Source organism: Streptomyces sp. NPDC050121 (assembly GCF_044460385.1).
GTDB lineage: Bacteria > Actinomycetota > Actinomycetes > Streptomycetales > Streptomycetaceae > Streptomyces > Streptomyces soliscabiei.
The window spans coordinates 82613-94821 of record NZ_JBITJV010000010.1 but is presented as its reverse complement, the minus strand read 5'-3'; the positions used below and the strand labels follow the sequence as shown (position 1 = coordinate 94821).

Annotated in this window: 7 protein-coding genes; 2 read left to right on the top strand and 5 right to left on the bottom strand. The window is 70.6% G+C overall.

What is annotated here, in order from left to right; all coding sequences use genetic code 11:
• A partial coding sequence (locus ACIBTS_RS17480) for a WD40 repeat domain-containing protein (RefSeq protein ID WP_399320246.1) occupies positions 1-1628 on the top strand: 1628 nt, incomplete at its 5' end.
• Positions 1629-1630: 2 nt separating this feature from the next.
• On the opposite strand, the gene ACIBTS_RS17475 is transcribed toward ACIBTS_RS17480, so the two are convergent.
• The 5 genes from ACIBTS_RS17475 to ACIBTS_RS17455 form a co-directional block, all read right to left on the bottom strand.
• Complete coding sequence (locus ACIBTS_RS17475) at positions 1631-3043, bottom strand: S28 family serine protease (RefSeq protein WP_399320245.1); 1413 nt, start codon at positions 3041-3043, stop codon at positions 1631-1633.
• 91 nt (positions 3044-3134) lie between these two features.
• Positions 3135-3509, bottom strand: coding sequence for a hypothetical protein (locus ACIBTS_RS17470; protein WP_399320243.1), 375 nt, complete (start codon positions 3507-3509; stop codon positions 3135-3137).
• Positions 3510-3651: 142 nt separating this feature from the next.
• Positions 3652-7395, bottom strand: coding sequence for an ABC transporter ATP-binding protein (locus tag ACIBTS_RS17465; RefSeq protein ID WP_399320241.1), 3744 nt, complete (start codon positions 7393-7395; stop codon positions 3652-3654).
• Between the two features lie 102 nt (positions 7396-7497).
• Positions 7498-8574, bottom strand: a complete 1077-nt coding sequence (locus ACIBTS_RS17460) for an esterase-like activity of phytase family protein (RefSeq protein WP_399320239.1) — start codon at positions 8572-8574, stop codon at positions 7498-7500.
• A gap of 53 nt (positions 8575-8627) precedes the next feature.
• Positions 8628-9482 carry a serine hydrolase gene (locus tag ACIBTS_RS17455; protein WP_399320238.1) on the bottom strand — a complete coding sequence of 285 codons (855 nt, stop codon included), beginning with the start codon at positions 9480-9482 and terminating at the stop codon, positions 8628-8630.
• Positions 9483-9749: 267 nt separating this feature from the next.
• Here ACIBTS_RS17455 and ACIBTS_RS17450 point away from each other — a divergent pair, with 267 nt between their 5' ends.
• On the top strand, positions 9750-12053 hold the full coding sequence (locus tag ACIBTS_RS17450; RefSeq protein ID WP_399320236.1) for an ArnT family glycosyltransferase: 2304 nt from the start codon (positions 9750-9752) through the stop codon (positions 12051-12053).
• Positions 12054-12209 lie beyond the last annotated feature (156 nt).

Below are 12209 nucleotides of genomic sequence, written 5' to 3'. Positions count from 1 at the left end.
AACCGGGCGCCGTCCTCAACAAGCACACCGCCGCTGTCAACGCGGTCGCCTTCAGCCCCGACGGCCACACCATCGCCACCGCAAGCGCCGACACGACGATCCGGCTCTGGAACGCCGACACCGGCAAACCGGGCGCCGTCCTCAACAAGCACACCGCCGCTGTCAACGCGGTCGCCTTCAGCCCCGACGGCCACACCATCGCCACCGCAAGCGCCGACACGACGGCGATTCTGTGGAACGCGGAGACCCACAAGCCACGCAAGGTGCTCAGAAAACACACCGCGCGGGTGGTCGCGGTGGCCTTCAGCCCCAACGGCGGCACTCTCGCCACCGTCGGATTCGACTCCGTCACTCAACTCTGGGACGCGACCGGCAAACCCCGCATCGCTCTCAGCGGATATGCCGAACAGGTCGTCGGGGTTGCCTTCAGCCCGGACAACCGCACCCTGGCCACCGTCGGCCTCGAACGCCCGGTACGGCTGTGGGACGTGGCCACCGGGACGCCCCGGAACGCCCTCAACGGCGCCACCGACAGCGTCTTCGCGGTGGCCTTCAGCCCCAATGGCCGCATCCTCGCCACAGCCGGCCGTGACGCGGTCGTACGCCTTTGGGACACGAACGTCGCCCGGCCCGGGCCCATCCTCTCCGGGCACACCGGCGCGGTGAAGGGGGTGGCCTTCAGCCCCGACGGCCACACCATCGCCACCGCAAGCGCCGACAAGACCGCTCGCCTGTGGAACGCGAGCACCGGCAAGTATCGCCGCACCCTCAAAGGACACACCGCCGCAGTGAACGCGGTCGCCTTCAGCCCCGACGGCCACACCATCGCCACCGCAAGCGCCGACAAGACCGCTCGCCTGTGGAACGCGAGCACCGGCAAGTATCGCCGCACCCTCAAAGGACACACCGCCGCAGTGAACGCGGTCGCCTTCAGCCCCGACGGCCACACCGTCGCCACCGCAAGCGACGACGAGACCGTGCGACTGTGGAACGCGGACACAGGTGCCTACCGCCGTGCTCTCCACGGGCACACCGACATCGTGTACGGAGTCGCCTTCAGCCCCGACGGCCGCACCATCGCCACCGCGAGCGCCGACAAGACCGCTCGCCTGTGGAACGCGAAGACCGGCAAGCCACGTGCCGTCCTCAAGGGACACATCGACGAGGTGAACGCGGTCGCCTTCAGCCCCGACAGCGACACCGTCGCCACCGCAAGCGACGACAAGACGGCGTGGTTGTGGGACGTGGACACCGGAACACCACGCGCCACCCTCGAAGGGCACACCGCCGAAGTCTTCGGAGTCGCCTTCAGCGGCGACGGCCGCCTCATCGCCACCGCCGGCTGGGATTTCACCGCCAGGGTGTGGGACGCGCACAACGGCAAGACCCGCACCCCGCTCATCGGCCACGCCGACTGGGTGAACGCGGTGGCGTTCAGCCCGGACAGCCACACCGTCGCCACCGCAAGCGACGACAAGACGGCGCGTCTGTGGGACGCGGACACCGCCGCCGAACCCTCCGAGGCCGTCCAGAGGATCTGCCGAGTCGTCCACCGCGATCTCACTCCGCAGGAGCGCGCCGCCTACCTCCCCAACGAGTCAGTGGGTCCGGTCTGCCCCACTCACTGAGGTCACGGCCGCAGCGCGGGCTCCCGCTCCACGTCGCGGACGTCCAGCTTCGCGTCGAACTTCGCGAGGGGCTTGGCCTGGGACACGGCCGACGGTGCGACGCCTGCCCAGTCCAGGATGCGGGACGTCGCCAGGGACTTCTGGTCCGCGGCCAGGCCGGCCACGTTCGCGCCGTGGTTCAGGCCGGGGGCCGTGAAGACGTAGGAGTCCTTCGCGCCCTTGCCCAGACGGAAGCGTTCCGCGCCCCAGGGGTCGTTCTGGCCGTAGACGAAGAGCATGTGATGGGCGTTGTGCCTGACCCAGGTGTCGACGTCACGCATCGCCCACGGCTGGAACTTCATCGGGATCGAACGCGGCACGAAGTTCCGCGGGGGCTGATAGCCGTAGCGGATGTACTGCTTCTCGATGTGCGGGAAGTGGATGGTGGGGGCGCCCAGTTGGGTGCCCGCCTGGTAGTAGTACGGGGTGTAGGTCTCCAGGCCCTGGTCGGTGTAGGCGGAGAAGCCGGAGATCGTGTCGACCGACGTCCAGATCTCGTCGTCCGTCGCCGTCGCCGCGTTCGCGGGGATCGTGTCGCAGTCGGACAGCAGGCTGTACTGCCAGAAGCCCCAGACGTAGTCCAGGACGACGGCCTCGTAGGCACGGTCCAGGGTGCCGATGGTGGTGAACGTGTAGCCGTTCTCCGCCGCGTACGCCGCGTACTTCTTCTCCAGCGGCTCCCGGCGCACCAGCGCCTCGCGCTGCACGCCGTTCAGACGGTCGCGGCACTCCTTGGTGCCGACGCCGGCGAAGAAACGGTCGTACGCCGAGTCCTCGTCGTTGACGACGTCGTTGGGGGCCACATAGGCCACCACGCCGTCCATGTCCCTGGGGTAGAAGCGCTCGTAGTACGTCGCCGTCATGCCGCCCTTGGAGCCGCCGGTGGAGATCCAGTTCTTGCTGTAGATCTTCTTCAGCGCCTGGAAGATGCGGTGCTGGTCGCTCGCCGCCTGCCAGATGTCCAGCTTGGACCAGTCGGCGGGGTCGGGGCGGGAGGGGCTGAAGAAGCGGTACTCCATGGAGACCTGGTTGCCGTCCACGATCTGGGTGGGCTCGCGGCGGCCGGGTGTGGTGGAGACGTTGTAGCCGCCGGTGTAGAAGACGGTGGGGCGGCTGACGTCCTTGTGCAGCACCGTGATCCGCTGCTGGAAGGCGCCCTTGGACGGGTGCCGGTGGTCGACCGGCTGGGTGTAGTTCAGGACGAAGTAGCGGTAGCCGGGATACGGCTTCTCCTGGATCAGGCTCATGCCGGGGATCGTCAGAAGCCGGTCCTTGATGTCGGCCGGCTCCGGCTCCGCGGCGGTGGCCGCGCCCGCCGTGCTCAACGTGCCTATGAGCACGGTGAGCGCCAGCAGCCATCTGAGCGCCTTGCGCATGCGCGTGCACCCTCCCTGTGAGACAGATGTGCGTCGCCGGAAACTATCGTCGACAACACCCGTCACACCAGAGGGACTTGGCGAGTCGGGGTCAGCAGAGGATCCAGCCCGAGCTGTATCTGCCGGCCCCCACCGCTCCCGTCACCCGCACGCACCGGTGTCCCGCGTAGACGGTCACGGAGGGGGAGGTACGGGTGTGCTTCCAGGACTTGGGGACGGCGACATGGCCGCGCGCCTGCACGCTCACCGACATCAGCCGCACCGCGCCGGGGTGCTTCTGGACGGTGACGGCGCAGACCAGGTTGTTGTTCTTGTAGACCAGCACCGAGCCGGTGGAGAACGGCAGGGTGCGCACCCGGTGTCCCGCGCAGGTCGTGGACGGCGCCGCCTGGGCGCTGCCCGGCGCCACGACGGCCAGCAGCGCGGCCGCGATCAGCACGGCCAGTCCCATCCCCAGCCGCCGCACTGCCGCACTCCTCGCACCTATGCCCACGGTCCCCGTCCCCTCCCAGGTTCGCCGTACGCGACGGCCGCGTCCCCCCGGCCTCACTCGCGATTGCCGTACACATGTACGGACGCACGACGTGTGTCGGATGGTTGCACGGTCGTCACCGGGACGCGCCCACCGGCTCCTCGGGCTCGACCTCGCCGACGAAGGTCCGCCACAGGCGGGCGTAGCGCCCGTCCAGGGCGAGCAGCTCGTCGTGGGTGCCGTCCTCCACGACCTGGCCGTGGTCCATGACCACGACACGGTCCGCGCGGGCCGCGGTGGTCAGGCGGTGGGCCACCACCAGGGTCGTACGGCGGCCTGCGAGGCGGTCCGTGGCCTGGTTGACCTGGGCTTCCGTCGCCAGGTCCAGGGCGGCCGTGGCCTCGTCGAGGAGCAGGACGTCCGGGTCGACGAGTTCCGCGCGGGCCAGGGCGATCAGCTGACGCTGACCGGCGGAGAGGTTGCGGCCGCGCTCGGCGACCTCGTGCAGATAGCCGCCGTCGAGCGTCGCGATCATCTCGTGCGCGCCGACCGCCCGCGCCGCCGCCTCCACCTCGGCGTCGGTGGCCTCGGGCCGGCCGTAGGCGATGGCGTCACGGACGGTGCCGGGGAAGAGATACGCCTCCTGCGGTACGACGCCCAGACGGTGGCGGTACGACGTGAGGTCGAGTGAGCGCAGGTCCGTGCCGTCGACCGTGACCCGGCCGCCGGTGGGGTCGTAGAAGCGGGCCACCAGCTTGACGAGGGTCGACTTGCCGGCGCCGGTCTCGCCGACGAACGCGACCGTCTGGCCCGCGGGGATGCTCAACTCGATCCCGGTCAGGGCCTCTTCGGGTTCGTCGGTGGAGCCGTACTTGAAGTGCACGTCCTCGAAGGCGATCTCGCCGCGCAGCGAGAGGACGTCGAGCGGTTCGTCGGCGGACTTCGTGGACGTCGGCTCCTGGAGCAGCTCCTGGATGCGGCCCAGGGAGACGGTCGCCTGCTGGTAGCCGTCGAAGACCTGGGAGAGCTGCTGGACGGGCGCGAAGAACAGGTCGATGTACAGCAGATACGCCACCAGGGCGCCCGTCGTCAGCGTCGCCGCCTCGATCCGGCCCGCGCCCGCGATCAGCACCGCCGCCGCCGCGACCGACGACAGCAGTTGCACGAACGGGAAGTAGACCGAGATCAGCCACTGGCCCCGGATACGGGCCCGGCGGTAGCTGTCGCTGCGCTCCGCGAACCGCGCCCCGCCGTCCCGCTCGCGCCGGAAGGCCTGCACGATCCTGAGCCCGGACACCGACTCCTGGAGGTCGGCGTTGACCGTCGACACCCGCTCGCGGGCGAGCTCGTACGCCTTCACACTCGCCCGGCGGAAGAAGAAGGTGGCGATGATCAGCGGCGGGAGCGTCGCGAAGACGACGAGGGCGAGCTGTACGTCGATCACCAGCAGGGCGACCATGATGCCGAAGAAGGTGACGACCGAGACGAACGCGGTGACCAGCCCCGTCTGCAGGAACGTGGACAGGGCGTCGACGTCGGTCGTCATCCGGGTCATGATCCGGCCGGTCAGCTCCCGCTCGTAGTAGTCGAGTCCGAGCCGCTGGAGCTGGGCGAAGATCTTCAGACGGAGGGTGTAGAGGACGCGTTCGCCGGTGCGGCCGGTCATCCGGATCTCGCCGGTCTGCGCGAACCACTGCACCAGCACGGCGAGCAGCGCCAGCAGCGAGGCGGCCCAGACGGCGCCCAGCGCCATCCTCGTCACCCCCTGGTCGATGCCGTGCCGGATCATCACCGGCAGCAGCAGGCTCGTCCCGGCATCGACGGCGACCAGCCCGAGGCTGACCAGCAGCGGCGCGCCGAAGCCGCGCAGCAGCCTGCGCAGGCCGTACGACTCCTCCGGCTGGACGGCCCGCCCCTCGTCGATGCCGGGGGTGTCGGCGGCCGGGGGCAGCGCCTCCACCTGGGCGAGGAGTTCGGGAGTGGCGGGCATCCCGGACAGGGCGGTGTCCTTCGGCTCGCGGTCGCCGGTCCACAGGCGGGGCGTCACACCGCGCTCGGCGTCGAACTCGGCGTCCAGTTCGTCGCGGACGGAGGTGTCCTCGCCGGGCGCGACCGGCTGGGCGTGCCCTGGCGACACGCCGCCGAGGCCGTCGGGGTCGGTGAGCAGGCGGCGGTAGAGCGCGGAGCGTTCCTGGAGCTCCTCGTGGGTGCCGAGGTCGGCGAGGCGTCCCGCGTCGAGGACGGCGATGCGGTCGGCGAGGTTGAGGGTGGAGCGGCGGTGGGCGATGAGGAGGGTCGTGCGGCCCTGCATGACCTGCTTGAGCGCCTCGTGGATCTCGTGCTCGACGGCAGCGTCCACGGCGGAGGTGGCGTCGTCGAGGACCAGCAGGCGCGGGTCGGTGAGGATCGCGCGGGCGAGGGCGACGCGCTGGCGCTGGCCGCCGGAGAGGGTGAGGCCGTGCTCGCCGACCGTCGTGTCGTAGCCGTCGGGCAGCTCGGCGATGAACCGGTCCGCCTGGGCGGCGCGCGCGGCGGCCTCGATCTCGTCCTGGGCAGCGTCGGGATGGCCGTAGGCGATGTTGGCGCGGACCGTGTCGGAGAACAGGAAGGAGTCCTCCGGGACCAGGCCGATCGCGGCCCGCAGGGAGTCCTGGGTGAGCTCGCGGACATCGTGGCCGCCGACGAGGACGGCGCCCCGGGTGACGTCGTAGAAGCGGGGCAGCAGCAACGAGACCGTCGACTTGCCGGAGCCCGAGGAGCCGACGACGGCGAGGGTCTCGCCCGGGCGGATCTCGAAGCTCAGGCCGTCGAGGACGGGGTGGTCGGGGTCGTAGCCGAAGGAGACGTCGTCGAACTCGACGGTCGCGGGGGCGTCGGCGGGGAGTTCCCTGGTGCCGTCCGTCATCGACGGCTCGGTGTCGATGAGCTCCAGGACGCGTTCGGTGCCCGCGCGGGCCTGCTGGCCGACGGTGAGGACCATGGCGAGCATCCGCACCGGGCCGACGAGCTGGGCCAGGTAGGTGGAGAACGCGACGAACGTGCCGAGGGTGATGTGCCCGCGCACGGCCAGCCAGCCGCCCAGCGCCAGCATCGCCACCTGGCCGAGCGCGGGGACCGCCTGCAGGGCCGGGGTGTACGCGCTGTTCAGCCGGATGGTGCGCAGCCGGCCCGCGAAGAGCCGGCGGCCGACCTCGCGCAGTTTGCCCGTCTCCTGGTCCTCCTGCCCGAAGCCCTTCACCACGCGCACGCCGCTGACGGCGCCGTCGACCACGCCAGCGACCGCCGCCGCCTGCGCCTGCGCGTACCAGGTCGCCGGGTGCAGCTTGGTGCGGCTGCGCTTGGCGATGTACGCCAGCGCGGGCGCCACGGCGAGGGCGACCAGGGTCAGCGGCAGCGACAGCCACGCCATGATCACCAGGGAGATCAGGAAGAGGAGCAGGTTCCCGATCGTCATCGGGAGCATGAACAGCAGGCCCTGGATCAGCTGGAGGTCGCTGGTGGCGCGGCCCACGACCTGCCCGGTGGACAGCTCGTCCTGACGGCGGCCGTCGAGCCGGGTGATCGTCTCGAACATCTCGGTCCGCAGGTCGTGCTGGACGTCGAGGGCGAGCCGGCCGCCGTAGTAGCGGCGGACGTAGGTGAGGACGTAGACGAGGAGCGCGGCGCCGAGGAGGGCTCCCGCCCAGGGGGCCATGGCACGGCTGTGATCGCCGATGACGCCGTCGATGATCACCTTGGTGACCAGCGGGACCAGGGCCATGACGGCCATGCCGGCCAGGGAGGAGCCGAGCGCGAGAACGACGTCCGTCGGGTGACGCCATGCGTAGCCTGCCAGGCGGCGTGCCCAGCCTCGCGATGTCTCCCCCTGCTGCGCTGCCACGCGGATGCCTTCCTTCGGACTTCGAACAGACCTGATCTTCCGGAAGGCACCAACGTCGAACGAGGCGGATTTCATCCCGCCGCAACAGAACGGGGGCGACGGTCAGACACGTACCCGCAGGTCGTAGAACCGTGTGGTCTGTGCGGCGTTCTGGTTGTCGTCGCTGACCAGGAGCACCTTGAGGCGGTTCTTGGCGTGGCCCGTGATCACCATGCCCTCGATGTTGTCCAGCAGCGGGTTCGGCTGGGGCTGCTTGGCGGTCGCTCCCAGTGACGGGCAGGTCGCCAGGTCCGTCAGCAGGGTCTTCCTGATCAGGCGAATGCCGTCCTGGCCGGTGAGGTTCCCGACGCCGCTCGTGTCCGTCGCGTGGCGCGGGTCGGCCAGGTAGAGGCGGACCGTGTTGCCGACGCCGGCGGTGAAGCCGCGCTCCAGGACCAGGAGGCGCCCGTCGGGGGTGGCCTGGACCTCGGGGACGCCGAGGCCGGAGTCCGTGCGGTACGCGTACTGCGCGCCGAGCGCGAAGCGGCCGCCCTTGGTCCGGTTCCAGGTCTGGAAGCGGACGATGCCCGCGCTGTCCCCGGCAATCGCGTACTCCATGGAGGCGAGGAGCGTGCGGCCGCCGGGCAGGAGGGTCAGCCCCTCGAAGGTCTGGTTCGACGTGGCGCGGCCGGCGGGCGCGACGAGCAGCGACGACGGCACCGGGAGACGGTCCAGGATCCGGCCGTCGCGGCTGTAGCGGCGGATCGACGGCTCCGTCTCGGAGGTGATCAGAGGGGTGCCGTCGCCGTCGATGACGAGACCCTCGGAGTCGAGGGCGGCGCCGTTCTCGTCGGCGAGCGGGACGACCGACTCCGGGGCGAGGGTTCTCGCGTCCAGGCCGAAGAGGGCGGAGCGGTCGGAGAGGGCGGCGAGGGAGCCGCCGTCGCGGTCTACGGCGAGCGCGGAGAAGTTGCCGACGAACGTGCCGTCGTAGGTCGTCTTGTCGAGGGCGTCGGAGAAACGGTCGAGGGAGACGGACGGCGAACAGGCGTTGCCCGTGGCCGGGTTGACGGCCGGGTTGATCGCCGGGTTGGCGGCCGTGTTCGTGGCGGGGGCGGCGTCGGCGGGCCCGGCGGCGGTGAGAGCGGTGGCCGCCGCCAGGCCGGCGGTGAGGGTGGCGAGTACGGTTCGCAGGCGCATGGCCGTCACCGTAGGACGGACCGGTGACGCCCGGGAGGCCGAAACGTGAAGCGTCAGCTCGCGGCGAGGTCCCTGTGGATGACCTTGGCGACGCCCTGGATGGTCGTGATGCCGTAGTTCATCGTGCTGTTGCCGTGAGTGAGGACGGTCATGCTGTAGTCGTGGCCGCCGCCCTTGAAAGTGCCGACGCTGTGCACCCGCCAGCCGTTCGTGGCGCGCGACAGCCAGCCGTTCTTGACGTGCCAGGTGACGCCGGCGGGCCTGCCGTAGGGCGTGCCCCAGCGCTGGGAGGAGATGACCTGGCCCATCAGCTGGTTGACGTAGGCGCGCGAGGCGTCGGTGAGGACCGCGTTCTTGGCGGTGAGCAGGTTCAGCAGCTTCTGCTCGTCGGTGACGGTGATCTGGGTCAGGCCCCAGTAGCCGTTCGCGCCCGGCTTGGTCTGGGTCATCTTGGCGGCCGTCAGGAAGTTCCTGATCCTCGTCGGGCCGAGCTGCTTCCACAGGGTGGAGGTGGAGGCGTTGTCCGACTTGGTGATCATCGCCGTGGCGAGGGACTTCTCGCGGCTGGTGAGCGCCCGGTGCGTCTTCTGCGCGTCCCACAGCAGCGCGGAGAGGACGGTGACCTTGACGACGCTCGCCGAGTCGTAGGCGGTGGAGGCGCGCAGGGTGCACGTGGTGTTGGTGGTGCGGTCGTACAGGCCGACGGCGATCGTGCCCTTACGGTTCACCAGGGCGGCCGTGATGTCCTTCTTCAGCTTGGCGGCCAGCGCCGCCTTGCTCGACGTACAGCTGACGGTCGGGGCGGCGGCCGAGGCAGGTGTGGCGGCGGCCACGCCGGTTATGAGGAGACCGGTGCCGAGGGTGGCGACGACCAGTCCTCTCCTGCGTCTTGAAGTCCGGTGAGTCATGCCACGTTGACTCATACGCACGTGCGAAAGTTGTATGCGTGTTCGCGCGGGGGCACTCGCCGGACGAATGGCCGACGGTCTCTCAGTTACGCGGCCCTACAACGCTGTTGGCACCAGGTGCCGCGGCGTCAGGCGCCGTGGTTTCGGATGTCCGGGCGACGCCTCCGCCTGGTCTTGCGCCGGGCTCTTACCGCCGTCTCACCCAGCCACAGGCTGTCCCCAGGTGGAGCACAGCCCTCGCTCATGGGACGTACGCATCGTGCAGTGGTGACCTCTGCGACCGATCCACTCCACCACCCGACCGCTCCCCCGACCGCGCCCCCGGCCCCGGCCGTCTCCCCCGACTGGCCGCCGCCGACGGCCTCCGAGGCGGTCCCGGCGGGGCCCCCGCCGGACAGGGCGCCGCGCTGGTCGCTCCCCGCGCTGATCGCGATCATGCTCCTGGCCGGCGTGCTCTACTCCTGGAACCTGTCCGGTTCGAGCCTCAACAGCTTCTACAGCGCCGCCGTCTACAGCGGCACGAAGAGCTGGGAGGCGTGGTTCTTCGGCTCGCTCGACGCCGGGAACTTCATCACCGTCGACAAGCCGCCGTTCGCTCTCATGATCATGGGCCTGTCCTGCCGGATCCTCGGTTTCGGCACCTGGCAGATGATGGTCCCGGAGGTCGCGGCGGCGCTGGGCACGATCTGGATCCTGCACGCGTCCGTGAAGCGGGTGTTCGGGCATGCGGCGGCCGCCGTCGCGGCACTCGTGCTCGCCCTGACGCCGATCACCGTCGCCATCAACCGCGACAACAACCCGGACACCGTCCTGGTGCTGCTGATGGTCGCGGGCGCGGCCCTCGCGCTGCGCGCCACGCGCGACGAGAGGCTGCTGCCGCTCATCGGCTCCGCCGTGTGCTTCGGGCTCGCCTTCAACACCAAGATGCTCCAGGGCTACATCGCCCTGCCCGCCGTCTTCGCCGTCTACGTGTACGCGTCTCGGCTGGGGTGGCGGAAGAAGGCCGTCAACCTGCTGCTCGCGGCCCTGGCGCTGGCCGTCTCCAGCTTCTGGTGGGCGACGGCCGTGTCCCTGGTGCCCGCCGACGACCGCCCCTACATCGGCGGCTCGACCGACGGCAGCGCCTGGGACCTGATCATGGGCTACAACGGCCTGGGCCGCGTCCTCGGCGGCGAGGGCAACGGCGGGGGCGGGGGCGGCGGGGGCGGCACCTTCGCCGGGACCGCGGGCATCGGCCGGATGTTCAACGACATCCTCGGCGGCCAGATCTCCTGGCTGATCCCCTTCGCGGGCATCGCGCTCGTCGCCGGCCTGGTCCTGTGCGGGCGCGCCCCGCGCACCGACGTCACCCGCGCCGCGCTGGTCCTGTGGGGCGGCTGGCTGGTGCTGCACTACCTGACCTTCGCCATGGCCGAGGGCACGATGCACCCGTACTACACGACCGCGCTCGCCCCGGGCATCGCGGCGCTCGCCGGTGGCGGCGGCGTCATGCTGTGGCGCGCCTTCCGTAGCGGCGACGCCCGCTGGTCGTGGGTGCTGCCCGCGGGACTGGCCGTCACGGGCGTCTGGGCGATCGTGCTGCTGCGCCGGGCCACCGGCTGGAACACCTGGCTGTGGCCGGCCGTCAGCGTGGTCATGGCCGGCGCGATCGTGGGGCTGTTCGTCCTGCGGTCCGCGAGCTCGGGCACCAGGGTCCGGCTGCTCGGCGTGTCCGTCGCCGCGTCGATCGTGGCGGCCCTCGCGGGTCCGACGGCGTACGCCGCCTCGCCGGCCTTCGGCTCCTCCGGGGGCATGATGGGCGGCACCAACCCCACCGCCGGCCCCTCCACCGGGGGCATGGGCGGTCCCGGCGGAGGCGGCCGGGGCGCCATGGGGGGCGACGGCAACGGCGGTCCCGGCGGCCGGCTGCCCGGCGGTACGCAGCAGGGCGGTACGCAGCAGGGCGGCCAGGCGAACGGCGAGTTCCCCGGCGGGGGCGGCAACGGACAGCTGCCCCCGGGCGGCGGCAACGGCGAACTCCCGCAGGGCGACGGCCAGGGCGACGGCCAGAACGGTCAACAGGGCGGCGCGACCGGCGAGTTCCCCGCCGGAGGCGGAGGCGGTATGGGCGGTGGCGGCGGTATGGGCGGCGCCGACAGCGGGCTCGTCTCGTACCTGGAGAAGCACCAGGACGGCGCCAAGTGGCTGATCGCGGTGTCCAACTCGCAGAGCGCGGGCCAGCTGATCCTCAGCACCGGCAAGCCCGTCATCTCGATGTTCGGCTTCACCGGCTCCGACAACGCGATGACGCCGGCCAAGCTCAAGGAACTGGTGAAGAAGGGCGAGCTGCACTACATCCAGCTCGGCAGCGGCGGCGGCCCCGGCGGCGGCAACAACAGCCTCCTCTCCGAGATCACCACCTGGGTGCAGAAGAACGGGACTGCGGTGAAGGAGAGCGAGTACAGCTCGACTTCGACCTCCGAGGCCGGTTCCGAGGCCGGTTCCGAAGCCGACACCTCCAACACCTCCAACACGTCCAACACGTCCAACACCTCCACCGTCTACCGGCTGGACGCCTCCGACGTGAGCTGACACGCATCGCCCCAACGGCCCCCGACTCTTCTGTCGGGGGCCGTTTCCGCACGTCAACTCGCGTAGACAAAGGGCAGTTTGCCGGTTCTCGTCATCTGATCGACATGTCAGATTCATTGCCATGACCGCATGTGCATGTCACTCTCCCGATTGCCG